Origin of the sequence: Dactylosporangium sp. NPDC049525 (assembly GCF_040676755.1) — a bacterium.
Classification (GTDB): Bacteria; Actinomycetota; Actinomycetes; order Mycobacteriales; family Micromonosporaceae; genus Dactylosporangium.
Map to the genome: position 1 here is coordinate 46,246 of NZ_JBFAPO010000014.1, position 24,015 is coordinate 70,260.

Here is a 24,015-nt window from a genome sequence, read left to right on the forward strand (position 1 = left end):
CGGACCCCTTCACAAGGAGGAGGACCAACTGATGTCCACATCCTGCCTACTGGGCAGCCCGCACCCGGACGGGCGCACCGTCACCGTCGTGCCGGTGTCCGCCGGGCACTCACCCGAGCAGATGCTGCCGCTGCTGCGCCGCGTCCACTCGGTCGCCTTCGACGGCGAGACCACGTCGATGGTCCAACGGCTGCTCACCCACGGCTGGCTACAGCTCGGCATCGACGTGCCGACCAGCGCCACCGCCGAGGCGACGTTCGCCGACGCCCTCACCCACACCCCGCTCGGCCTCGTCTACGCCGATCCGCCGGCACCGTTCCACGTCCGGCTCGGCGAGCCGTTGCAGGCCGGGATAGCGCAGTGGCTGTACCTGCTCGACGCGCGCGACGACACGGTCGCGGTGTACGAGGCGACCGTCCACGGCCGCTGGCTGCGCCACAGCCACCACCCGCTGCGCCTGGCCCGACCCGAACCGCTCCCCGCGACGATCGCCACCACCGGCGACGCCGCCACCGCCCGGCACATCCACCAGTGGCGGCCGGCCTGGGTGTCCCTCGACGGGTGGTCCGCCGCCTGGGACGCCCAGATCTGCACCGTCGAGTACCACCGGGGCGTCATCGTCACCCGCCTCGACCCCGGCACCCTCACCGCGGTCATCGCCGACACCGACACCTGGTACCACGAGCGGCGGACCGGCTCCGGACTGCCGCAGCTACGCATGGACGGCGCCCGGTTGACGGTGACCTGGTTCGCCGGCACCGGCCACCCCCAGCAGCACACCATCGCCGCGGACACCGACTCTGGCACCGACTCTGGCGCTGAGGCGGACACGGGCGTCCGGTTCGTCGTAGGCCCGCACATCCTGCCGTGGATCCTCGCCGGTGAACCGAACCCCGGCGCCGACGCGCGGCACCTGCGCAACGGCATCCCACCGATCGTGGAGTGGGCGACCGAGGCCGCCCTGCACGCCTGCCACCCCGCCCTGCAGCGCTACCCGCTGCCGGTCCTCGCCGCGGCGCTGCGCGCCCTCAGCACCGGGATCGGCGGCGGCCTCAATGGCGGGATCGGCGGCCGGATCGGCGTCCTCGCCCCCACCGACGGCGTCACCAGCCACCACGTGTGGCTACTCACCGACGGCCACGCCCTGCTCGTCACCCCGACCAGCCACGACCCCGACGCCGACACCGTCACCCTGCCGCGACCCCTCGCCGGCAGCTGGACCGACGACCCGCCGGTGCCGGTGTTCACCGCCAGCCAACTCGCCGCCTTCTGCCGGCCGAACCCGGCGGCCCGCTGACATCCCCGCGGCCGATCCGGCCCAGCCGTCGACGCTTCCCGGACCTTCCCGGAATCCGTCACCGGCACCAGCGACCAGTCAAACGCGCTCGATAAGGAGTCATCCCGCCATGCACAACGGAGCCTATGTCGGCCGGCCCGATCCGACCGACCCGACCATGCTGCACCTGCGCCGCATCGACGCGGACGCGGCACCCGAGACCATCGTTCCCGCGATCCACGCCATCCGGCAGCGCACCTTCGACGGCGACACCATCGCGACCGCGGCCGCGCTGCTCGAGCACCACTGGACCCGCCTCGACGCCGCCACCACCGCCGCGCACACCTGCGCCACCGGTGACACGCCGGTCGCCGGGGTCGGCACCATCCGCGGCGAGGACGACGCCGAGCCGCCCACCACGCTGTCGGTCACCCGGCTGGGGGAGCTGCCCGCCCGGTGGGTCTACCTGATCGACCCATCCGCGGAAACCCTCGCCGTGCTGTCCACCGACGGACCTGCCCACCTGCTGTCCACCGGATTGTCCCCCCGCCTGACGGCGGACCCGGCGACAACCGGGCAGCCGTCGCAGGACGCCGCCGACACCACCGCCTCACCGGCGGCTGCCACCGCGCCGCCGTGTACCTGCCGACAGCGGGCCGAAGCCGCGGAGGCGCGGCTCGCCGAAATCGAGGCCCAGGCAGCACACGTCCGCCGGCACGTCCGCGACGGCGTCGCCGCCGGCAACTTCGACCTCGAAGTCACCAACGACCTGCTCGAACGGCTCGGACTGGAGCCGCTGCCGCGGTACTGGACGGTCAACCTCCTCGTCGCGATGACCGTGACCGTCCCCGCCACCGACAGCGACGACGCGGTCGACACCGCACGGGATCTGGTCGAGAACTTCCTCGACGACGCCGACATCGTCGACGGGCACGACGTCAACGACGTCGACACACCGATTGCGGGCGGCCTGGCCGACGAACCGCCCGCCATTCCCGCCCGCCGACCGGACATGGCCTGACCGCGCCGGCGGCACCGTCCCGCGGCTATCGCCCGACCCGGACGCTCATCAGACGCTGACCAGACGCTGCAGCGGTCCACATCCGCCGCGGCGTCGCCTGCCTGAACATCTCCCCGCCGTGCCTGGCTGCAGCTCGCCCCAGGCGGGCGCAGCCAGGCCGGCCCACCGGAAAGCGAGCACAACGCATGTTCCGACGTCTCTGGTTCGACCTGCACGCCACGGTGCTGCACGCCGAACACGCCCTCACCCGTGCCGAGGACACCCTCACCCAGCCCGGTGCGCTCCAACCGGCGCTCGTCCTGCGGGACGGTCCCAGCCCGCTACTGACCAGCAACGGCATCCCGATGCTGGCCGCGACCCCGCCGGTACCGGCGACCCACATCGACACCCCCACCGACGACCCCATCACCGAACACCCCGTCACCGGGCACACCGTCGCCACCTACCGCACCGCAGCCGGCACGAGCGGCACCGCTACAGACGGTGCCGTTGACACGGCAACCGCGGATACCGCGGGCGCCGCCACTACCCCATCTGCGGTCCGGATGCTCCGGCTGCCGCTGCAGGCGCGAACGGCGCTGACCGTCGAGCCGCTGCGCGAGGTGCTGCGCCGCGCCGCGCACGCCGGACATGCGTGGTTCACCATCGACATCGACCCTGCCGGGCTGCGCGCCGTCATCAGCCGGGCCGTGCGGGACAGTGCGCCGCCGGCGTCAGCGACCTGGCGTGACGCCATCATCTCGCACGGCCAGCAGGGCCCGGACCAGAGCAGGTACCGGGGCCAGACCTGCCCCGGCTACCAGGTGCACGGCGGCGCACCCGCCCGGTTCCGCACCGAGGTCATGTACCAGGTATTGGCCGACACGTTGTGCAGCCATCGCCTGCACCGGGTGGTCACCACCGTGTTCGAGGACGGTCAGCCGTGGCTGGTCGACGACCTCGGCGAACGGACGCCGGTCACTGCCGACGCCGACGGCTGGTGGCCGATCGCACACCCGCAGCTGCCCTGGACAGCGTCACCGTGCGCCGACGATGGCTGGAGCGGCCCGGAGTCGGTGTTCGAACCGTACGGCGCCGACGGCTCCGGCCTGCGCTGCGGTGTGTGCGGCGCTGTCGACGAGGTCACCCACCGGGACCTGCCGTCGATGGCCGGCTACGGCTTCGACACCGCGACCACCTGCACGATCTGCGGCTCCTGGGACGGCTCCGACCCGATCTTCGGCGAGCGAGCCCACCCCAAGCCGTGGCCGCCGCAGCCTGGCACCGCCAGCCGCGGAGCCAGGCCCGGAGCCAGGCCCGGAGCCAGGCCCGGAGCCAGGCCCGGAGCCAGGCCCGGTGGGCAGGAGCCGTCGGCATGATCGACGACGACTACACCCTCGACGAGGGCCGGGACTGGATGCCCGACGGCTGGTGGCGCCTCGACGGCAGGATCCCGCTGACCGTGCGCCAGCAGCGCAGCGACATCCCGGATCTGCCAATGGTGGCGTTCGGGCCGCAGTTCTCCGGCGGGGTCCTGTCGGTGTACGGGGCCCGGTACCTCGACCTCGGCCACTTCACCCGCTGCGACGCCACGAGGCCCTGGCAGACCACGGCCGAGCGGACAGCGTTCGACACCCTCCGCGCCGCGCATCCGGACACGTTCACCACCGTCGTCGGCGGCGACAGGCCCACCGCGGTATGGCTGGCGCTGCGCCTGACCCGGCTCACCGACCCGGTTACCGACACCCTCCTGGCCGTGCACGACCGCACCTGCCCCGCCGGAGTCCACCGCTGGGTCGACCTGACCCACTGAACCGTCACCGGCCGCGCCGCGCGCCGGCACCCAGCTGGTGCTTGGGCCGGGGCCGAGGGCCGCGCGGCGCCACCAACCGAACCACGGCCACGACCACGACGTTGAAGGGAAACGTGCCATGCGGCACCACCACGATCGGCGCGCTGACGCCGACACCTGCGACTCCATCGACCCGTACACCGGCGACGAACTCAGCTACGAGCAGCTCATTGAAGCGCTCGTGACCCGGCTGCTCAGCGGCGACACGCTCGAGCAGCTCTGCGTCGACGCCGACCTGCCCGTGCTGGTCGACGACACCGGCGAGCCGGTGACCGTCGCCGCGCGTACCTACCCCGACGCCGGTGTGCTGACCCTCGACCGCGGCATCTGGTTGGAGATGTCCGACGGCAGCGCCTTCGGCCTGACCGTCACCGTCTCCCGCCGCCCCTCCATCGAGGTACACCTGCGCCACTAGCCCGTATCCGCGGACCCGGACCCGCTGAACCGCCGCCTGCCGCACCCCGCGTGAGGTGGGCAACCGTGCCGGCAGCGAGGGGCAACCCGACGGCGCCGAACCGCACGAGCGGCCTGGACCTGCGGGGCAGGCCGAGCTCCCGCTGTTGCACGCACCACCGGGGTGTGGTCACCCGCCGTCCGCTCCGGGCCGACTCGGCCGAGGACGGCACGGCGAGCACCTCACCCGTCTCCGCTGCGCGGATCCATCCGCCCGCGCATCCGGAGACGGGTGCGCGGGCCTCGTCCTCCTGCGAATCGAGGCAACTCCATGACCACGCCAACCCCGAGCCCGTCCACGCCGGAACCACCGACGGCAACGGCCGCCGACGCTCCCGAGCCCGCCGCTGACCCGGGCACTGAGCCGGCAGGAAGCCGGCCCGGCTACCTGTATCCCCTGGTTGCTCTGTACCTGGTCGAGCACCCCGACGAGTTCCACCAACCGGGCGCGATCAAGAACGCCCTCGGTGTCCCGTCGTCCGGCGCGGTGTCCGAGGTGCTCAAGAAGATGGCCGCCGCCGGCCACGCCACCCACGAGACCGGTCCGCACCGGTTCCGGATCACCCAGGCCGGTATCGACGCCGCCGGCACGATGCCGCCCGCCGCCCCCTGCGCCGCCTCCGGCGGCGGAAGCGGGGCAGGCCGCTCCGGGCGGCGCGGGCCGGTCACCCGCCCCAACGGCGAGCAGTACTTCCCCCGCAAGCTGGCCGGCGCCACGGACGTCGACGTGCTGCGCCGGCTGCGGGACAAGCGGATCCCGGTGCTGCTGTACGGGCCGCCCGGCACCGGCAAGACCGCCATGGTCGAGGCCGCGTTCGACGACCTGCTCACCATCACCGGCACCGGCGACACTGTGGTCGAGGACTTCCTCGGCAACTTCATCCCGCTGCCCGACGGCGGGTACGAGTTCGTCTACGGCCCGCTCGTGCAGGCGATGCGGCAGGGCCGGGCGCTGCTCATCGACGACGCCACCCTCATCCCACCGAAAGTGCTGGCGGTGCTGTACCCGGCGATGGACGGCCGCCGCGTCATCCACATCCCCGGCTACCGCAACGAACGCGTCGACGCCGTCGACGGGTTCTACGTCATCGCCGGGCACAACCCCGGCGTCCACGGCGCCGTCCTCACCGAAGCCCTCGCGAGCCGCTTCGACGTGCACATCGAAGTCACCACCGACTGGGACCTCGCCAAACACCTCGGTGTCCCCGCCGCGGCGATCACCGCCGCCATCGCACTCAACGCCGACGCCGACGCCGGGAAGGTCACCTGGGCACCGCAGCTGCGCGAGCTGCTCGGCTTCACCCGGGTCCGCAAGACCCTCGGTCTGCCCACCGCTGTGGCCAACCTCGCCGGACGCGCCCCGCTCGACGACCGGCCCGCCGTCATCGCCGCCCTGACCGCCGCGTTCGGCACCCCGGTCACGCCACTGACCCTCGGCAAACAGCGCTGACACGGACCAACGAGACCAACAACACCATCATCGAAGGAGGAACCGCGATGCCACATCCCAGCAGCCACCTGCGCCCAGCCGGACTCACCAAGACCCACCCGGACTGGGCCGAGTGGGACCAGGCATGGACTCGCGAAGCCGCGAAACTGACCGGCCGCACCGACCTGACCGTCGTCGTCGCCCCCGGCGCCGGCGGCGGCGCACCGGCCTGCTTCCACCCGTACTTCCGCCGGATCGAGGTCGACGCCACCCACATCGGCGACCCCGACATCGCCAACCCGCGCCGCGCCGCACACAAGAAGCTCGTCCCCACCGGCTACGGCGCCCTCGTCCATGAAGCCGGCCACGCCGCCCACACTCGGTGGTCGGCGCCGCCCGGCACTCCGCGCGTCGTCGCCGACATCGCCATGGTGCTCGAGGAATCGAGGGCCGAAGGCCGCCAACGCGCCCGCCGCCGCGGCGACCGGCCCTGGCTGCGGCACATGGTCAACGTCCTGGTCAACGAGGACGACGCCCCGGTCGACGACCCCTGGCACGCCGCCTACGCCGCCGGGCTGCTCCTGGCCCGCGTCGACGCGCGCATCCTCACCGCCAAAGACGTCAAAGCCGTCCGCGCCGCGGTTACCGGCATCCTCGGCCGCAAACGGCTCGCGCAACTGCGCGAGATCTGGCGGGAAGCCCACGCCGTCGCCGACACCGACGCCGACACGATGATCGAGCTGGCGTGGCGGTGGTGCCGGCTGCTCGGCATCGACCCCGCCGCCCAGCCGGCGACCCCGGTCGCGGACGACGGCGAGTTCGCCGGGGCACTGGCCGCCGCGATCGGCGGGTTCCTCGCCGCAGCGGCCGGGCTCACCCCGGCCGCCCACACCGCGCAGCGCATCGCCGAACGTCACGGCGCCCCGGCCGAGTGGACGCTGCGCGACCCGACCGCCGAGGAACGGCAGGCGGCCAACACGCTCGCCGCCCGGCTCCGTGCGGCACGGACCAGCAGCGTCGAACCGGGCACCCGCCCGTCGGCGATCCCACCCGGGCGGCTTCGGGCCCGCGCCGCGATCACCGCCGACGCCCAACGCGCCGCCGGGCCGATGCCCACCGCCCAACCGTGGCAGCAACGCGCCACCCTGCCACCGCACAAACCGAAACTGCACCTCGCCGTCCTCGTCGACGTGTCCGGGTCGATGTGGGCGTTCGCCGAGCCGATGTCCTCGGCGGCATGGATCCTCGCCAACGCCGCCCGACGGACCGACGCCACCGTCACAACCCTCGCCTTCGGCGAAGCGGTGACGCTGCTCGTCCCGCCACACCACAGGCCCGCCCAGGTCCAGCAGATGCAGGCCGACGACAGCTACGAACGGTTCACCGAGGCGGTCAAACTCGCCGACCAGCTGCTCAACCTGCGCCACCACAACACCGTACGGATGCTCGCCGTGGTCTCCGACGGCTGGTTCGTCGAGGGCGCCGAGGCCGCGCAACGCCTCATCACCACCCTGCACCGCAGCGGGTGCGCGGTGCTGTGGCTGCACCCCGACGACAGCGAAGCCTGCCACACCTACACCCACACCACGACGGTCGCCGTCACCAACCCGGTCACGGCGATCGACGTCATCGCCGACGCCGCCGTCACCGCCCTCACCAAGGCGTAACAGCGACCCAGACGACAGGAGCAGCAACCCCAATGTCAGCAACCGATCCGCGGATCGCGGGCTGGGCGGGACAGATCCTCACCGCCGTCGACGAGAGCATCGCCGAAGGCATCCTGCCCGCCACCGTGCGGTCCTTCACCGACCTGCACGACTACTGCGACGCCAACGACTTCCTCATCGACGCCGGCGTCCCGTACGACGGCACCGAAGCCACCATCGGGCTCACCGTCGCCGTCCAGAACGCCGTCGACACCGCGCTGCGCGCACCCGACCGCCCCTGGTGCACGCACGGCACCTGCCGCTTCCGAGGCCACGACCACACCACCACCCAGGCCGACGACGGCACCGACCTGGACACCCCGGCACCGATGCGCTGCGCCGACTGCGGCCAACCCGCGCACTACGACACCCGGCTCGGCGACTACCGCCACGACAACCCAGCCGCACCGGACTGCTTCCTCATCCACGCAACCAGGCGCTGACACCGCCGGGAACCCGGCCCCGCCCGCGAACCCATCGGCCAGAGCTGGCTGAGCCAGCGATCCGTGAGGACACGAGCCGGCACCGGCGACCTGAACAACCACCACTGCTGATCTGCGCCGCAGCGCTGCCCCGGCTGCGGCCGGGCAGCGCTGCGCCCCCGACTCCAGAACCTGGAGCACACGCATGCCCCAACACACCGACCCGCTGCGGTTCCCGCTGCAGCATCACCTCGACGCCCACACCAAATCGGCCGGCTGGCACATCGGGCCCGACGCCCTGGACCCCACCCACCCCAGGCTCGGCCCCCTCGTCACAACGCTCATCGAAGCCACCGCCCGCGACGCAGCCGCCACTCACCTCTGGCACCTCCTCGACGCGCCCCTGTCGTTCCTGCTCGAAGTCATCGGCGACGGCCCGATCGACAACCACGAAGGAGACCTGCTGCAGCTGATCACGCTGCTGCAACTCCGCGGACGGACGCGCGAGCAGCGCGAGGAGGCAGCCGCAGACATCAGCGACACCTGCGAGGCCCTCCACGCAGTCGGCATGACCACACCCATCACCGCCGACATCACCTGGCACAGCGGCGGCCAGACAGACTGTGGCACTGCGGTGCTCGCCGCGCTCGTCGACGCCGGCTTCCTCGCCGACCTCACCGAACACCGCGCCGCCCGCCGCCACCAGGCCGTCATCGGTGGCGACAGCGTCCACGCCGACCTCGCCGCCGACGGCGGCTTCACGCTGCACAGCACCGGCCACGACGGCAGCCCGCCATGGCACATCACCGCCACCGGCAGCACCCCGCCCGGCTCCTCGCCGCGCTCATCCGCGCCTGCACCACCCCCGACGCCAGGACCGGATAGCGACCTTTGACCGACGTCGCTCAGGCGCCACCCGAACGCCACCACCCAGCGCCGGCAGTCGGACCCGGCCGCGCGTAGGGGTCGATACTGCACGCCCCTCACCCGCCGTGGTCACTGTTGTTTTCCGGTCAGCCAGCGGAGTCAACTGCGGACCTTGGTGAAGATTCCCAGCCCTTTGAACCGCCGCCGGTGACTGTCCTTGATCGGACTCAGTGCGAGCGATCAACCAACTTGAGCCGCGGACCGCGTTGCCGAAGAATCGATGCAGCGGCTGGGTCCCCGGCGGCGCCGGTGAGGAGCATGCCGTGACGGGAGTACCACACCGCGACGCTACCAACGGCTTTCAGTTCGCCGCGCACATCATTGCCTCGCTCGCCGCGCCCACCACCCGGGCACGCACGGTTTGCCGCGTGCTGGGGTTGTTGGTGCTCGCCGGCGCCGTACTGATAGTCGCTTTCATTGGGCCGTCAGCCGTGGAGCCCGGGAGCCACAGCTATTCCGGTACGACATGGCTACGACGATCCGGCGTGCCGGATTGGGCTTCGGCAGCCGGGCAACCGGCCCGAACCGTCGCGATGAACGTGCGGGTCGACGGCGACGCCGACAAGTTCACAGTACGCATCGACTACGAACTGCGCTTGCCGGCCGATGACGATCTTGTGGACCAGATCCGCGGTGGTTGGGTCAAAAGCGGGGAACTGGCCAAGTACCTGGCTGGAGGCCCGGCGAGTACGCCGGTCAGTCTGGAACGCTCTGAGGCCGACGCATGGGCAATCGCGCGATTCCGGTTCGTCGGCACCGACTCGCAGACGTTGGATCTGGGCCGCGACGAAGACCTCGCCTCGCCAGCCGCCGCCGCGACCAATCGGACGCTCACAATCACCGTGCAGCCAGGCATGATCGGTTCGATTTCTCCGCAGCCATCCAGCCAGGACTCGCACTCCGCCCGCTTCGAGGGCCCGCCGGAGTCCGTATATTTCAGCGTGAGTTCCGACGGCCCGGATCCGTACGCCGCCGCTGAGCCGTCCGGACCGGTGGACCTGCTCTTCCGGCTGGTCACCAGGGCGGTGCCGGTATGGATGCTTGCGATGTTGCTGCCATGGCTTGTGGTGCTGCGCGGTGCCCGCTGGTCGGCCCACGGATGGTTGCCCGCTCTGCGGGTGCTGGGACCCGTCGCCGTCGGGGTGATGGCGGCAGGCATCGGTCTCGTAGTCCCGCTTAGGTTCGGGTTTGCCGAAACGATAGTGGCGTCCATCGCTCTGGCGGCTGCGCCAGTCCTGCTCGGTGGCGTCATTTTGACGATCAACGGTCGCCCGTTCTGGAGCCGGTCCGCGGTTGTCGGTGTGCTGGTCGTCGCGGCGGTGTTCCTCGGCGCTGGGATCGTGCTTTCGCCGGTCGGCGGCGGCACCGTGAGCTGGGCGGTGCTGGGGACGTCGCTCGCCGCTGCGGCTGCGCTAAGCGGTGCGGGTGCGGCGCTGTGCTTCAGGTGGACCGACGGCGTCTTCGGCGCCGCTCTCGGGCTGATGACGGCCACCTGTTCGTTCTTCCTTGACGTGTTGCGCGGACTTGAGATCAACGAGATCGTCCCGACGATGCTGCTCGGTGTGACCGCCATTGGCCTGCTGGTCGTTCGGACGAGTCGGGTTGGCCTGCCGGCGCGCCGACTGGCCGCGTTTGCCGGCGTTGCCGCCGGCAGCCTGCTGTTCGTCCCGATCGTCGGGCTCCTCACCGATCCGACGACGACGCTCGAGGACTACTTCTTTTTCTTCGGTCCGTCCATCCTCATCGTCGCAGGTCACTTGCTCAGCCTTGCCCTTGGTGTGACAGCGATCGTGCTGCTTCGCCGCGCCGGCAGATCCGGCGCCGCGCTACGGAATCCGGTCATCGCCGCCATCGGCCTGGTGCTGCTACTCATCGCGGCGACCGACACGCTGCCGTTCCGCTGGCTTGATCTTGTCTCGGTTGCCGTGCTGATCGTCGCGTGGCGGTTGGTCGCGCCACCGGACCGACGTCGACAGGCCGCCCGCCTGGCAAACGTCAGCCGGGCATCACACGACGAGCTGGTGACCGCCGAAGCGCGTCGCCGGCTCGTCCAGGCAAGCGCTCACGACCTGTACCGAAAGTCGCGCGGACGGCTGGGCTCCGCGGAGACGTCGTTGACTGAGTACGACCGAGAGCAGGACGAACTGGACAGCGCCGCCAGGGCGAGGGGCCAACTCATCGCCGGCGTGCCGGTTCACCAGGCACTGTCGACCGGCGGCGGCGCTACGCCGTGGCGAAATGGCCTTCGCGCCGCCAGCTACGCGATTCCCGCCGCGCTGCTCTTGATTGGGTACGAAATTTTCGCCTTCACCCGAGTTGCCGGCAGCGACCTGTTTGCCCAGGCCCCGACGGTTGTGCTAGTGGATTTCGGCCGCCACCTGGCGAGGTGGTTCGTCTACGCGCTGATTTTCGGCTACTTCTACCCGTTGTTGCGGGGTGTCGGCCCGGTCGCGAAGGCGTTCGCTTTCGGCGCCGCCATCCTGGCCACCGAGCTCCTGCCCATGCTCGATGGCGAGGGTATCGGTGCGTCGGATCTGAGCGCGTCCCCCCGTGACATCGTCGTCGCCGCCGCGATCCGCGTGGGACAGCTCATTGTCTTCGTCGCCACGCTCGGGCTGCTCTGGGAACGGCGGCTGGCTCACGCCGCGGACTACCCCTGGGACCGGCTGCGCAACATTCGCAGCCTTCGAGCCCTCGCCGCACCAATCAGCACCATTGCGATCGCGGTCCTGACCACCGTCGGCACGGCGTTCGCCGGCGCCGCCGTTGTCGCCCTGCTCGCCGGCGGCGCTAGCGTCCAGCCACCGACGACAGATCCGGCGACAACCTCAACGCCTCGGTGACGCTGAGGCTGCCGGGAGCGACTTTCGCCCGGTACATCGACGAGTTCGAAACCTTGTGCACAGCGCTACGGAACGCCCGGTAAGGACGACCTCGTCGCTACTTCATCTCACACGGCGGTCGTGACCCTCGACTTGTCCGTAGCCTCGCCAAGGCCTTCGGCCATTTCTGGGACGGTGACTACGAGTCGTGTATCCACCTCGCCGTACCAAAGTTCGAGAAGGCCGCTCGCAGCCTCCTCATCGAGCTGGACGAGGGCATCTACCGGGTCCAGATGCAGAACGATCCCGGCGGATACCCCGGCCTCTACACGCTCATCGCTGACCTCGAAAGCTGGCGCTGGACGAGTCGTGGGCGTACTTCTTCCGGTGGCTGCTCGGCGGCCCGTTCGGTGCCAACCTGCGAAACAACGTCGCACACGGGCTGTCTACGGAGATGTCCCCGGCCAACGCGGCACTCGTCCTTCGCGCGGTCTCTGTGCTGGCCGCGGACGTCGGTGCCATGGACCACCGAGTCCACGCTCCGAGCGATGCACGACCTCGGGATCGGGAGGCGGTCCTGGCCCTGCTGGCGACGCCGCTGCCACGGTCGGCGCTCATCTTGCGGGTGAGCGTCGGTTACGCTGACCCGACAATCGGCGATCATGGAGTGTGTTCGGATGGCATTGTCAGAGCTCGCCGCGGTGGAGGCGGCCTATCAGGTGTTGCATCCGCTGGATGCGGCTGGTCGTCGGCGGGCGTTGCAGTGGTTGTCCGACGCGTTGGGCGCCGAAGGGCCACTGCCGGAATTCGCGCCTGCTGCCGCCACGTCGGCAGGGCCGGCCGGCGAGGACCGTGCGCTGGAACGCGTACCCGCCACCAAGTCGGCGCCGGCCCGCACTCCGCGGCGACGCGCCGGCACCGGCGCCGAGGCCACGGCGGCGGAGACGGAAACCCCGGCGGGCCGTCCACGGCGGGTCCGGGCGGCCAGACAGGCCGCTGCGCCGGTGGTGACCCGGGAGCGGATGTACCGGCGGATGCCACCCGCTGAGCAGGTCATCGCCGCCTACCAGCAGGTCGGTAGCATCAGTGGACTCGCCGATCATTTCAACGTCCCCACGTACACCGCGCAGGGCTGGGCCCGGCAGTTGCGCAAGCAGGGCCACGCCATCGGCCGAGCCAGCTGAACGACACAACAGACGTCACAGACTCCCGTCGGCTGGAGCGGTCGATACCCGGGGGGCCGCGAACGCCGACACACGCCGACGGCACTGGTCTCGCCCCACAGATCGAGCTCACCGACGAACGCGACAACGAGCGGTAGTGCCCGCTCGCCGGCCGGCGTCAGGGCGTAGGTCTGACCGCGCGCCTGGCTCTGGCCGGCTGACGAAGCCGTGATCGACGAGACGCTGCAGCACGAGCGGATGATTACCCGCTGGCAAGATCTGTCTGATCTGTACGGATAGCCCCGTGTCTTGAGAAAACTCATCGGACGGGTCATCTGAGAAACGCCAGCTCGTAGCCCACCTCGACGTTGTAGCCGGCGCTATTGAGTCGTCGGGTGTCCGCTGGTGGATCGGCTAACAGGCAGCGGCTCACCGCTTGTCCAAGTCGCCGCGCTCCGACAGCAGCACGGCTAACTCCCGCGCCGCTTCCCCGTCGCCCTTGTCAGCCCGACGGCGCAGCAGGGCGATGGCCCGTCTGGGTCACCGCGCTCCGCCATCAGTCTGGCCAACTCCCACAGCGCGGCCTTGTCGTTGTCGGCCCGGCGGCGCAGCTCGTCCACGTCACCACGCTCCCGCAGCAGCACGGCCAATGTTCGCGCTGCAATCCGGCTAACGCCCGCCACCGACGCTTCCGTGGCCAGCGCCGGGCGCCGTGGCCTGCGCGACGAGGAAGCGCAACCGGCTCGCGGTGTCGATGGCGACCCGGCGGAACGCCTCAACCGACGGCCGGTGATCATCGGCGCGGTATACGACGGCCGCAGTGCAGGCGGAGGCATCGGTAAGCGGGACGGACCGCAGGCCGCTGAACGCGACGAAGCGGCTGATCGACACCGGGACAGGGATTGAGACGTCGTCGCTGACGCTGACGAACATCATGGCGGCATGCACGTCGTCGAACTCGCGGCGGCAGTCCAGCGGAGCGCCGTCACGCAGCTCCGCGAAACTCCAGAAGCTCGACCAATGTGCCGGCGCCTGGTGGAGGGTCTGCACGGTGGGCGAGGCCACGAACTCGGCCGACGTCACGCCGAGTATTCCGGAGAACCGGTGATGCTCCGACATCAGCAGCACCCGAGGCTCGTCGAAGAGTGGATCAGCGTGCAGCTGCGGCGAGCCGATCGGTAGGTACTGCAGGGCGACATCCACCTGACGTTCCAGCAGGCCCGATTCGAGTTCGGTCACGAGCACCGGCGTGACGGACAGCTCGACCTTGGGATAGGAGGCCCGGAACGTTCTGATGATCGGCGTGGTCAGCTCGGCCACTCCGCCATGCAGCAGGCCGACCCGCAATTCGCCGACGACGGCTGCGGCGGCCTGCCGGGCGGCGTCGATGGCGGCGTCGGCCGCCCGCAACGCCAGCCGTGCCGGTCCGAGCAACGCCCTGCCGGCCTCGGTCAGCTCCATGCCGCGCGATCCACGTTCGAACAGCGCGGACCCGACCTGTCTTTCCAGCTGGCGAAGCTGCTGGCTCAGCATCGGCTGGCTGACGCGCAGCTGCCGGCTTGCCTCGCTGACGCTGCCCTGCTCGGCGATGACTATAAAGCGGTGCAATAATCGTAAATCCACCAGCTGCTCCCGCGATATGCAGAATGCCAATAGCCGCTATTGAAAGATAGCAACTTGTCGGTCGGCCCGGGCGGGCTGATTCTTGCTGCAGGGTGCTCGCGGCAGAGCCGGCGCCGCGTCTCCACCCTGCTGTATCGTGACGCGTGCCCGTCCAGGTACGGAGGAGATGGTGTCTACTCCCGGGCCGGGACGCGCCCTTGAGGATGCCAGATGACCACTCCAGGCGTCGGCCTGCCATTAGGGAGCTTCGATGCCCTGGCCGTCCCGCTCGACGACCTCGTCGATCGGCTCATCAGGAACGTCGCGGACGCGTGGCCGGACGTGTTGGATGATCTTCAGGCCGGACGGCGCGACGAACGCCGCCTCCGGCTCCTGGTCTACGCCGACCGGCCGGAGCAGGGCGAACGATTCCGTTCAGTGCTCGTGCAGTCCGGACTCCGGGGAGCGGGGCCGTCCGTCACCGTGGTGTCGGACCTCGACGACGGCGAGCCGCTGGAGACTCCCGACGCGATCTTGCACCTCTTGCATGACCGCTTCGACACCGCGGACGCCGACGCGTTCGGCGCAGCCGTTCGGCGGCTGGTCGGAGAGGAGCGGTTCCGGGCGGCCATGATCGTCGACAGCGCGTTGCAGGGGGACGCGCTGGGCTCGATCGAGCAGTGGACGGCGTACCAGACTGCCGGTGACCTGACGATGCGCATGGCTGCGGTGTCGGTCTCCTGGGCCGCGCTGGCGCGGGACAGCCACACCGCGGAGTGGGCGCTGCCGCTGATCACGCAGCTTGCCTTGGCCGTCCCGGCGGACCTGCTGCCGGCCGGGCTGGAGCCCGCGGCCCAGCAAGCCGGACTATCGGAGATCGTCGACAGACTGTGGCCGCTGCTCGGCGAGAGCACGGGACGCGCGGTCGTGTCCGTCTCGCAGCCGGAGCGGATCTGGATCGAGTCGGGGATGCCGGCGATTCTCCACTGGCTCACCGAGGAGATCGTCTCGGTACAGGGTAAAACCATGCTGCGTACGCTGCTGCGCCGTCTCGACTTGGCGATGTTGAGGCCCGGCGACTGGCGTCAACGCAGGCTCAAGGAGCTGACCCGCAGGTTGCTGCGTGCGCCGGCCCTCCTCCAACTTCGGGTGAAGGCGCTGGACTCGCTGGCCGCCGTGACGCCGGGGCCGGCCGTCGAACGGCGTTTCGGCTTCACGCCGTTGCTCCTCGACCCGACGCGACGCGGCGAGCTGCGTCGGCTGGCGACCGCGCGGACGACGGCGGACTGCCTGGGAACAGACACCTTGGGCGCGCTGGTCAGCAGGTGGCGTCCGGTCCCCGGGCTGCTGCCGGACGTCACGGCGAGCGCCCGGATCGGCGAAGTGCGCGGGTTTCTCAACCGGCTGGACGATCCGGATTTCATTGCTGCTGTTCACGAACTTGAGGAGTTGGGCTAGTGGCCGGCGGCTGGCATCTCGCCATCGATCTGGGACATTCCACGACCTGCGCCGCCATGCGGCAGGACAGTGACGCGGCGCCGATACGCGTTCGCCTTCCCCTGTCGGTGGCGTCGTCACATGATCAATTCCTGATGCCCTCGGTCGTACGCATCAGCGCCGGCGGCGTCTGGGAGGTTGGCCTGGCTGCGACCCAAGGACCGGACGGGCTGGGGGACCCGGCGATCGAGTGGAACGTCAAACAGCTTATCGCCGAACATGCGGTCCACCACCCTGCGCGGCCGCCGGCCATCGAGACGGCCTCGTTGGCTGCCGCGCTGCTGCGCCCGGTCATCGAAACCGCCTGCCAGGCCAACGGGGGCAGCGTGCCCAGAACGGTGACCTTGACCCATCCGGTCACATGGGACGAGGCGGCGGTGCGCCGGCTGTGCGCCGGCGCCGTCGAAGCGGCTGCCGCCGGCGGCTACGCAGACTTTCCCAGGCCGATGACGCTGTCGGAGCCGGTGGCCGCGGCGGGGAGCGTGCTCGCGGCCACCGATCTGGGAGAGCGTCTGGCGGACGGAGACCTGCTGGCCGTACTCGATCTCGGTGGCGGCACGCTGGACCTGGCGCTGGTGGAGCATTTCGCAGGGCAGCTCTATGCGCTGAAGACCACCGGCGCGCAGACCGGCGGTGACGACTGTGACCGGGAGCTGCGCGCAATCGTGGCCGCCAGGATCGAGCCTGGCGCCTGGGCGATCCTGGAGCAGGACGACCGCTCCGGACGCACCGCTTCCAGGCTGCTGAACGACGAGATCATCAGGATGAAGCATCGCCTGACATCGCATCAGAACGGGCTGCTCGAAGTACGAGTGGGGCCGGAGACGGTGGCGGCGACCATCAGCATCAGCCGCCGGGAATTCGAAGCCGCGCTCTGTGCGCGATCCGCGACCGGGCGCCCCACGCCGGTCTTTGCCCAGATCGTCGATCTGCTGTCCGAGCTGTGCGGGCAAGCCGGTCGTGAGGTCAAAGCCGTCGTCTTCACCGGCGGGGGCAGCCAGGTTCCGGCGCTGCGGGACGCGGCCGAAAGCCGCGGCTTCGCGAACATCTACACCGCGCGCACGCACTGCTACGACGCGAAGCAGACCGTGGCGCACGGAGCGCTCATACCTGATCTGCTCGCCGATCTCTCTTTGCCGGAGCTCATCGGAATCCTGTGCCCGGACGACCTGCAGGTCATGGCGGACCGGCCGGCCGCCAATTCGTATCTGACCGCGAAGAAGGACTGGCGGACCCTGCGCGGCTGGTTCCGGACGTCTACCCACCGGTACCGAACCCATTGGACGCAGGAGAAGATTCAGCTGAACCTGCGACGCGCGCAGATCTTCTACGATCCCCGATACCGCGACGACCAGACCAGCTTCCGCACCCCGGGCCGTCGATGGATCGTCTTCAACCCGCCCAAGGGCGTCGACGGCGTGCGGGATGACGCGCCGCCGGCCATGGCTGCGGCCTGGCTGTTCGAGGCGTTGGGGGCCGCACGCGCGGAAGTCACCCAGGAGACCGTTCGCAGTCAACCAGCCACCACCGGTGATCCGCAGCTGGACGCGTTCCTCGCCTACCTGGCACGGCAACGATCGCCGCAACCCACGGTGGGCGACCTGATCGCACGCGGACGTTCGTCGGGGATTCACCACACGCTGAACCGCCTGGTCCGCAGGGGTCGTGCGACCAAGCGCCGACGAACCGGCGTGATCGGCCGCCTGATTGATGACTTTCCCTCCGAACAGCTGCAGTTCAATCTTTCCCCCAACAGCTTCCGTGTCTGGCGGGAGTTCGTCCATCACGACGTCGTCATGGACCCCCGGCTGCGCGAGCAGCTGGTCCGCAGGATCGCCGAGCGCCTGAGGTCCGGGCACACCAGCCCACGCTTCGCGGAGATCTGCTGCCTGATCAGCCTGTCCGGGCGGGTCCGGGCGTACTGGCCAGAGCACACCGCCGAGATCGAAGCTCAGGCCCACAAACATCCTCTGCACTCGCTGCTGCAGAAGGCAGCCGCCCTTGTTCCGGGAACGGAGGAGATCTGGTGACGACATTCTTCAGATCCTGGTGGGCCAGGTTCCGTACGCCGCGGCCCACCGCTGCCGCGGCGCCGGCCTCGGTGTCGGCCCGCCAGCTCGTCGAAGCCTTCGCGGCCATGGGAATGGATGAAAACGATGCCGTAGCACAGCGAGCCGCCCTGATTTGGACCGTTGTCGCCGTCCTGGACAAGATCCGTGGTGGTTCGCCGATCGTGTGGGAGATCGTCGTCGACGACCTCAACGCTATCGGGGTGGAGGTGCTCCTGCCCGACGGCCAGCCGTTCGACCCTGAACGGCACGAGCTGGTCGAGGTGGTGCCCCACTCCGACCCATCGTTGGTCGACACGGTGGCCCGCACGGAGTTGGTCGGAGTGAACGACCATGGGCGCCTCATCCGCAGGCCCCGTGTGCACGTCTATCGAAAGGATTCGTGATGGCCGCCCGCGAACACGAGCTGCTGACCTTGATGAGAGACATCGGTGTCGCAGCCGTCGAGCTCGTGCACACCAAGGTTCGGGTCTCGGACAGCATCGCCGATCTCGACGCGTTCCTTGCCAGCCGGCCCGGAGAGGCGGTGTTCGCCGTCCTGGGCAGAACAGGCGCCGGCAAGAGTTCGTTGATCAACGCATTGCTGGATCAGCCGGACCTCCTGCCCACCGGCCGGCGGACAACGACGAACTGCCGGGTCCGCATCAGCTACGCCAGCGAGCCACGGGCGCGCCTGGTCTTCAGATCGGGCGCCGAACGGGAGATCGATATACGGCGCCTGTCGGATTTCGTGTGCGTGCCGCCCACCCCTACATCGGTCCCGCAGCTGCCGGAGGGCGAGCTCGACTACGTGGACCTCCAGGTTCCCAGCGCGCTGCTCGAGCAGGGCATCGTCCTCGACGACACCACCGGGGCCTACGGCGTGATGGCTGACCACACCGACCGTGCGTTCGCTGCCGCGCTCGGAACGACCGGGGTGATCATCGCGTCCGAGGCTGTGCGTCCAGCCGGCGATCAGGAGCTCAAGCTGTTCGCCAGAGTGACCCAGGGCCTCACCGAGACCGGCGCCGCCGCGCTGGCGGTCATCACGGTCCTCACCAAAGCGGATCTGGTGAACGCGCAAACTCTGGCATCCGTGACGGCGAATCTCCAGCGCCGCGTCGGCACGGCGACCGGAATCGACAAACCCACGCTGTACCAGGTCGACAGTAGATTCCAGGACGGCAGGCTCCGAAACCCCCACACCATCGTGGCGCTTCGTTCGGAGCTGACGCGGCTGGGTCCCCAAGACCGCTACCTCATCGCCGCCCTCGGCAGATCGGGGTTTCAGATCCAGACGTTGCGGGCGCGAGTCGTAGAGCGCATAGCCAGGCTTCAGACGCCGCTTACGCGTGCCGACCGGGAAGCTGCCCGGCCCAGAACCCGGCGTCTGGAGGAGCGTCGGGAGAAACTCAAGAACGAAATCGCTGAGCGGATCGCCGAGGCGCGCTATCTCGTCGACGTGCGGGTCACCGAGTTCAGGAACGGTGAATCCTCGGCGGGCGGCCTCGCCGTACGTGACGTCGCCGAGAAGATCAGCCAAGGCGCCTCCGACCAGCAGGCCGCCTCTATGGTGGAGACACACCTGGAAAAGTTCTCCAAGGAGCTGTCCCGAGAGGTGATTCAGGAAATATTCAACAATCTCGACAAGATCGACGACGAGGATCTCCGGGCGCTGCTCACCGAACGCCGTGACCTGCTGGACCATCAGCCAAAGGCAACCGGACCCGCCAGAGCGGCCACCGACTGGTATGCCGCGCTCAGCAAGTTCGCGGCCGACCAGTCTCGAAGCATCTGGATTGTCTTCACGATCCGAGGGGTCCTCACCCCGTTCACCGGACCGGGATTCGCCTGGGCCGCCGGGGGCGCCGCGCACGCCCTCATCCAGAGCCACCTGGCGGCAGAGGATCGCCGCCGCCGAGGCGCCACCGCCCATCAACAGGCCGCCCCGCTGCTCAACGCCGGCCTTGGACAGATCCAGCAGGACTTCAACGTCCTGCTCCGGACCATCGTCGAACGGAGCCGTGCCGCAGTTGACGAACTGATCAGCGCCGAACGTCACGCCTACCTCCAGGACGAGGCGCTCGACGTCGCAACCGACGTCGAGGCCGCCGCCCAGCGTGATCAGGAACTCGCGGTGCTGCGTCAGGCGCTGCACCGGCTTGATCACCTCGACCAGCGGTGGAACGAGCTCCGGCAGATCCCGCGATGACAATGCCCTGGGACGGACTCGCGCCCGACCAACGCCACGCTGTCTGGAACAGCCTCTCCCGTGCCGAACGTGCAGCGCTTTTGGCAACCTCGGCGAAGGAGATCTCCTGGACCGACGGCCTCCCCGGGGAGGTTCGCGACCACGCGGGCCGGATCGTCCTCACCGAGGCGATCCGTCAAGCGGATCGCCGTCACCACGATGCGCTCGCCGCGGTCCAGGATCCGCGGTGGACGGGGCGACCCAGCGACGGGATCACGCTCGGCGGCCTCGAACGTGCGGCCCAACACGCCGCAGCTCTCCACCGGCTACAGGAGGCGCTCGACCAGCCGGTCGGACTGGCTGAGGGGATGGCATCGATCCCGGTGCGGCCCATGCTTCTGGGCATCGACCCCGACCGGGAGCTCATCGCCTTCGCCATCGGCGATCTGGACCACGCCAGCCAGATCCAGGTTCTGGTGCCCGGCACCGGCGTCGGCCTTGAAGCGACCGGGCAGTGGCTGCAACGGACTCAGGACGAGATCCGGCTGACCCAGCAGGCGAATCCCGCCCGCACTCTCGCGGCCGTCACCTGGATGTACGGCACGCCGAGCTTGGCAACCATGGGTTTCGCGGCGAAGGCCCGCAGCGCTGCGCCCCTCCTCGCCGAGTTCGTCCAGGGTCTACGGTCCCGCGACCCCGCCGCCGACATCGACGTCGTCGCGCACAGCTACGGCTGCATCGTCATGACCGAGGCCGCGGCGCGGCATGGGCTCTACCCAGCCGCTGACCGGCTGTTCGGGCTCGCGTGTCCCGGGACCTTGGTCGGGCGGCTGCAGGACCTGAACGTCCCGGCCGGCAGGCTGTACTTCACCAGCGCGCCCAACGATCTCGTCCGCGGCACCGGATACATCCGTGACATCTTCGACGGCAACCTCGTCGGGTTCTACCGGCGGGTCCAGACCGGCGAAGGACCACTGTGGTACGGCCCGAACCCGGCGGATGCCAGATTCGGCGCCCAGGTGATCAGGTCCGAAGACCGCAGGCCAGACTCTTTAAATCCATGGACGATCGTCGAGGGGAGCTACACCGCGCACAGCCAGGCACTCGATCCGAATTCCGAGGAGGCCGCTACCCGAGGCGTCGTCCACAACGCCCCCCTCGATCCGATCCCGGCGAGCTTCGCCGACGAATCCGGCGCCGAACTGCCGCCCCTCGATCTGACCGCCAACATCGGCTCCGGGCCTGCCGAATCGTCCCTGCCGCTGGGACAGGCGATCCTCCTCGGTGCGGTTATGGCGGTCGGCGAAGCAATGGAAACCGTCTTCGAAAACGTCAGCGATGCCGCCGACAGCGCCATGGACCGCCCGCTCTGGGAAGCCGTGGACCCAGCGCCTGATCTCATGATGTTCGAGGACACAACCGCCAGGCAATTTGTCGGTGACGGGGGTCAATTCGGCGGTGGTGGAGCTTCCGGATTTTGGGAAGTGGATGCAGTCCCGGCGGCGACTGACGATCAATACCCGTTCGAACGCGGCACCGACGAGCCGTTTCCAGTCATGCCAGAAGGACTCGCTGAGTCAGTCAGTTTCTACGAGCCGTATCAGCCTTTCGGCGGCGACTATGGATCAAGCGCTGGCTTTGCGCTTGTGACGAGCCAGCACATCGATCTGGTGCCTGGCACGGACCCGGTCCACGGCGACCACCCGGCGAACGACTCCAGCCACGTCACAGGTCCGAACCACGTCGATGCTCCGATGCAGGACATCGATCCAGCCCACACCGACCATCCGGTCCATGACACCGGCCACATCACGGGTCCACGTCCGGACACCTACTCGACCCACGACACCAGTCATGCCACAAGCCCCACCCACAACGACCACCCGACTCACCCTGCCGGGCCGACTCACATCGATCAACCAATTCATGACACCGGCCACGCCACAGGTCCAAGCCAGGACGATCCCCCGATCCCCGACACCTACGATCCTCCGGCTCCGACCTACGATCCTCCGGCTCCGACCTACGAGGCGAACTGACCGCAGCAGCTGCGGCTGTGCCCTGGCATGAGGCGGCGCAGCGGCGGGCCGCGGCTCAGGGACCGTCCGGCGCCTTACGCCACGCAGAACTCGTTGCCCTCCGAAACAGTCAGCACGGTCCAGCCGTGACCACCCTGCTCGCCGTGCTCGGTTTCACCAAGCTACTTCGACGACCCACACCTACACCCACACCCACACCCACCGCCGACCCGATGACGGAATGAATTATTGCCGTCAATCGACGCCACCGCGAGATTCATCTGTCCGGATGAGGTTCCCCAGCGGACACCTGAAGTCCATGGCCGAGTACCCACCTATCTTTTTTCGAAGAGTGGGTCATGAGACGGAGTCGTTCGATCGATCGCGCTCTTGTGTGGTGCAGAGAAACCCTGGCAACCGGATGCACCTGACAGCCGGCAGGCTCAAAGCGATCGTCAGCGAGGCGGTCGCCGACGGCAGCTATGTGATCTGCCACGACATGCTTCCGTACGGAAACCATCCAGAAGCACAACCGGCGGTCTGCCGCGGCTTCGCCGACCGTTACAGCACCCGACGACTGCAGTTCATCACCCGCCTGTTCGGCTTCGTCAAGGTCCAACCGCCCCAGCCACCGGCTCCCGAACCGCCTGTCCGGCAGGAATAGCCTCACCGGCCGCGCAGCAAACAGTCGCATGGGCCAGGACGACTTGACCTTCATCGAGAGTCAAGCGTCGATCAATGGTGCCGTCACCCGGCAGCCGGCCACCGCGCCGTCATCACCGCTGCCCGGGTGATGACGACTGCCCAGGCAACCGATGACACGGGAGACGACGCCATGCACACCGACACCACCAACAGCAGTGACCGGTACCGGCCCTCCGCCGACGTGCCCGTTCCGTACGACGTCGTCGACGTCCTGCTGTGGCGGCTGGCGGTCGACGTCATGATCGAGCACCAGACAGGATCGGACGGACACTGCAGCAACCTGCGCTGCGCCGATGAGCAGGGCCCGTGCACCGCCGCTGTCCACGCCCAGCGCGCACTGCGCGTCGCTCGCCGCCCCACCGCACCCGCACCGGCGACGTCCCGCCCGCCGGTGCCCAACCGGACTGCCGCCACCCGGCCCGTACCAGCCCGACAGCGGAGGGGCACCGTCGTCGGGCGCGCTACCGTACGAAGCGGCAACGCCGGCAGGTTCACCGGCTGGTTCACCAGCGCCGCCTGCGCTATCAACCGCTGGCGTCCTGACCATCACCTGCCACGGCGGACGCCCGGCGCGGCGCTCTCCGCCGCGTGACAACTCGACGACCACAGCACCGGCCTGGGACCGCGTCGGCGAACACGGCGGCGCGGTCCCTTCGGCGACGCCCAGCTCCGCGGGTAACGGGGCTGCGTCGGCCTCGCTCGGCGGCGATACCCACCCTTCCGGCACCAGAGGTTCTCGCAGCGCTGTGCGACGTCCACTCCGAGTCCCGCTGGCCACTCGACGACGCAACCGGCGGCGCGCTCCTCCTCGGCGTCGACGACAACCCCGAACACATGTCCAGCGAGGTGTCTTCGCCGCCCTCTACGATGTCGGCCGATCGAAGCATCATCCGGCGAGACCCGG

General features: G+C 69.5%; 19 protein-coding genes and 1 pseudogene. 19 read left to right on the top strand and 1 reads right to left on the bottom strand.

Annotated elements, in window-relative coordinates; translation table 11 throughout:
- Positions 1-31 precede the first annotated feature (31 nt).
- The 12 genes and pseudogenes from AB0K00_RS21545 to AB0K00_RS21600 all read left to right on the top strand — a co-directional run bounded on the left by AB0K00_RS21545 (position 32) and on the right by AB0K00_RS21600 (position 13,071).
- Positions 32-1,297, top strand: coding sequence for a hypothetical protein (locus AB0K00_RS21545; RefSeq protein WP_363523217.1), 1,266 nt, complete (start codon positions 32-34; stop codon positions 1,295-1,297).
- A 109-nt stretch (positions 1,298-1,406) separates the two neighbouring features.
- A complete protein-coding gene (locus tag AB0K00_RS21550) occupies positions 1,407-2,297 on the top strand; it encodes a hypothetical protein (RefSeq protein WP_363523219.1) in 891 nt (296 codons plus the stop codon).
- Between the two features lie 185 nt (positions 2,298-2,482).
- A complete protein-coding gene (locus AB0K00_RS21555; RefSeq protein ID WP_363523221.1) occupies positions 2,483-3,655 on the top strand; it encodes a hypothetical protein in 1,173 nt (390 codons plus the stop codon).
- Positions 3,652-4,089 carry a hypothetical protein gene (locus tag AB0K00_RS21560; protein WP_363523223.1) on the top strand — a complete coding sequence of 146 codons (438 nt, stop codon included), beginning with the start codon at positions 3,652-3,654 and terminating at the stop codon, positions 4,087-4,089. The genes AB0K00_RS21555 and AB0K00_RS21560 overlap by 4 nt, the downstream gene beginning before the upstream one ends.
- A gap of 118 nt (positions 4,090-4,207) precedes the next feature.
- Positions 4,208-4,543: a hypothetical protein gene (locus AB0K00_RS21565; RefSeq protein WP_363523225.1), complete on the top strand. Its 336-nt coding sequence runs from the start codon at positions 4,208-4,210 to the stop codon at positions 4,541-4,543.
- A 309-nt stretch (positions 4,544-4,852) separates the two neighbouring features.
- Positions 4,853-6,031: an AAA family ATPase gene (locus tag AB0K00_RS21570; protein WP_363523227.1), complete on the top strand. Its 1,179-nt coding sequence runs from the start codon at positions 4,853-4,855 to the stop codon at positions 6,029-6,031.
- Positions 6,032-6,078: 47 nt separating this feature from the next.
- Positions 6,079-7,677 carry a VWA domain-containing protein gene (locus AB0K00_RS21575; protein WP_363523229.1) on the top strand — a complete coding sequence of 533 codons (1,599 nt, stop codon included), beginning with the start codon at positions 6,079-6,081 and terminating at the stop codon, positions 7,675-7,677.
- Positions 7,678-7,709: 32 nt separating this feature from the next.
- Positions 7,710-8,159: a hypothetical protein gene (locus tag AB0K00_RS21580; RefSeq protein ID WP_363523231.1), complete on the top strand. Its 450-nt coding sequence runs from the start codon at positions 7,710-7,712 to the stop codon at positions 8,157-8,159.
- 184 nt (positions 8,160-8,343) lie between these two features.
- Positions 8,344-9,033, top strand: a complete 690-nt coding sequence (locus tag AB0K00_RS21585) for a hypothetical protein (RefSeq protein ID WP_363523233.1) — start codon at positions 8,344-8,346, stop codon at positions 9,031-9,033.
- A gap of 295 nt (positions 9,034-9,328) precedes the next feature.
- Positions 9,329-11,908, top strand: a complete 2,580-nt coding sequence (locus tag AB0K00_RS21590; RefSeq protein ID WP_363523235.1) for a hypothetical protein — start codon at positions 9,329-9,331, stop codon at positions 11,906-11,908.
- A gap of 337 nt (positions 11,909-12,245) precedes the next feature.
- Positions 12,246-12,344: pseudogene (locus tag AB0K00_RS21595) on the top strand (DUF4209 domain-containing protein); the annotation flags it as partial.
- A 220-nt stretch (positions 12,345-12,564) separates the two neighbouring features.
- Complete coding sequence (locus tag AB0K00_RS21600) at positions 12,565-13,071, top strand: hypothetical protein (RefSeq protein WP_363523237.1); 507 nt, start codon at positions 12,565-12,567, stop codon at positions 13,069-13,071.
- A 648-nt stretch (positions 13,072-13,719) separates the two neighbouring features.
- Here AB0K00_RS21600 and AB0K00_RS21605 read toward each other — a convergent pair.
- Positions 13,720-14,703, bottom strand: coding sequence for a LysR family transcriptional regulator (locus tag AB0K00_RS21605; RefSeq protein WP_363523239.1), 984 nt, complete (start codon positions 14,701-14,703; stop codon positions 13,720-13,722).
- Between the two features lie 180 nt (positions 14,704-14,883).
- On the opposite strand from AB0K00_RS21605, the gene AB0K00_RS21610 reads away from it, so the two are divergent.
- The 7 genes from AB0K00_RS21610 to AB0K00_RS21640 all read left to right on the top strand — a co-directional run bounded on the left by AB0K00_RS21610 (position 14,884) and on the right by AB0K00_RS21640 (position 23,703).
- Positions 14,884-16,110, top strand: a complete 1,227-nt coding sequence (locus AB0K00_RS21610; protein WP_363523241.1) for a hypothetical protein — start codon at positions 14,884-14,886, stop codon at positions 16,108-16,110.
- Positions 16,110-18,179, top strand: a complete 2,070-nt coding sequence (locus tag AB0K00_RS21615; protein ID WP_363523243.1) for an Hsp70 family protein — start codon at positions 16,110-16,112, stop codon at positions 18,177-18,179. The genes AB0K00_RS21610 and AB0K00_RS21615 overlap by 1 nt, the downstream gene beginning before the upstream one ends.
- A complete protein-coding gene (gene grpE, locus AB0K00_RS21620; protein WP_363523245.1) occupies positions 18,176-18,604 on the top strand; it encodes a nucleotide exchange factor GrpE in 429 nt (142 codons plus the stop codon). The genes AB0K00_RS21615 and grpE overlap by 4 nt, the downstream gene beginning before the upstream one ends.
- Complete coding sequence (locus AB0K00_RS21625; protein ID WP_363523247.1) at positions 18,604-20,409, top strand: dynamin family protein; 1,806 nt, start codon at positions 18,604-18,606, stop codon at positions 20,407-20,409. The genes grpE and AB0K00_RS21625 overlap by 1 nt, the downstream gene beginning before the upstream one ends.
- Positions 20,406-22,427, top strand: coding sequence for an alpha/beta hydrolase (locus AB0K00_RS21630; RefSeq protein WP_363523249.1), 2,022 nt, complete (start codon positions 20,406-20,408; stop codon positions 22,425-22,427). Before AB0K00_RS21625 ends, AB0K00_RS21630 begins: the two co-directional genes overlap by 4 nt.
- Before the next feature lie 400 nt (positions 22,428-22,827).
- Complete coding sequence (locus AB0K00_RS21635) at positions 22,828-23,070, top strand: hypothetical protein (protein ID WP_363523251.1); 243 nt, start codon at positions 22,828-22,830, stop codon at positions 23,068-23,070.
- Positions 23,071-23,241: 171 nt separating this feature from the next.
- Entirely contained in the window at positions 23,242-23,703 is a 462-nt protein-coding gene (locus AB0K00_RS21640; protein ID WP_363523253.1) for a hypothetical protein, read from the top strand.
- Positions 23,704-24,015 lie beyond the last annotated feature (312 nt).

What these genes read in the sequence shown, in the direction of transcription:
- AB0K00_RS21635 (WP_363523251.1), top strand. Translation starts at nt 22,828, where the DNA reads ATGCACCTGACAGCCGGCAGGCTCAAAGCGATCGTCAGCGAGGCGGTC.
- AB0K00_RS21610 (WP_363523241.1), top strand. Translation starts at nt 14,884, where the DNA reads ATGACCACTCCAGGCGTCGGCCTGCCATTAGGGAGCTTCGATGCCCTG.
- AB0K00_RS21565 (WP_363523225.1), top strand. Translation starts at nt 4,208, where the DNA reads ATGCGGCACCACCACGATCGGCGCGCTGACGCCGACACCTGCGACTCC.
- AB0K00_RS21600 (WP_363523237.1), top strand. Translation starts at nt 12,565, where the DNA reads ATGGCATTGTCAGAGCTCGCCGCGGTGGAGGCGGCCTATCAGGTGTTG.
- AB0K00_RS21555 (WP_363523221.1), top strand. Translation starts at nt 2,483, where the DNA reads ATGTTCCGACGTCTCTGGTTCGACCTGCACGCCACGGTGCTGCACGCC.
- AB0K00_RS21630 (WP_363523249.1), top strand. Translation starts at nt 20,406, where the DNA reads ATGACAATGCCCTGGGACGGACTCGCGCCCGACCAACGCCACGCTGTC.
- AB0K00_RS21585 (WP_363523233.1), top strand. Translation starts at nt 8,344, where the DNA reads ATGCCCCAACACACCGACCCGCTGCGGTTCCCGCTGCAGCATCACCTC.
- AB0K00_RS21625 (WP_363523247.1), top strand. Translation starts at nt 18,604, where the DNA reads ATGGCCGCCCGCGAACACGAGCTGCTGACCTTGATGAGAGACATCGGT.
- AB0K00_RS21570 (WP_363523227.1), top strand. Translation starts at nt 4,853, where the DNA reads ATGACCACGCCAACCCCGAGCCCGTCCACGCCGGAACCACCGACGGCA.
- AB0K00_RS21575 (WP_363523229.1), top strand. Translation starts at nt 6,079, where the DNA reads ATGCCACATCCCAGCAGCCACCTGCGCCCAGCCGGACTCACCAAGACC.
- AB0K00_RS21550 (WP_363523219.1), top strand. Translation starts at nt 1,407, where the DNA reads ATGCACAACGGAGCCTATGTCGGCCGGCCCGATCCGACCGACCCGACC.
- AB0K00_RS21580 (WP_363523231.1), top strand. Translation starts at nt 7,710, where the DNA reads ATGTCAGCAACCGATCCGCGGATCGCGGGCTGGGCGGGACAGATCCTC.
- AB0K00_RS21545 (WP_363523217.1), top strand. Translation starts at nt 32, where the DNA reads ATGTCCACATCCTGCCTACTGGGCAGCCCGCACCCGGACGGGCGCACC.
- AB0K00_RS21560 (WP_363523223.1), top strand. Translation starts at nt 3,652, where the DNA reads ATGATCGACGACGACTACACCCTCGACGAGGGCCGGGACTGGATGCCC.
- AB0K00_RS21640 (WP_363523253.1), top strand. Translation starts at nt 23,242, where the DNA reads ATGCACACCGACACCACCAACAGCAGTGACCGGTACCGGCCCTCCGCC.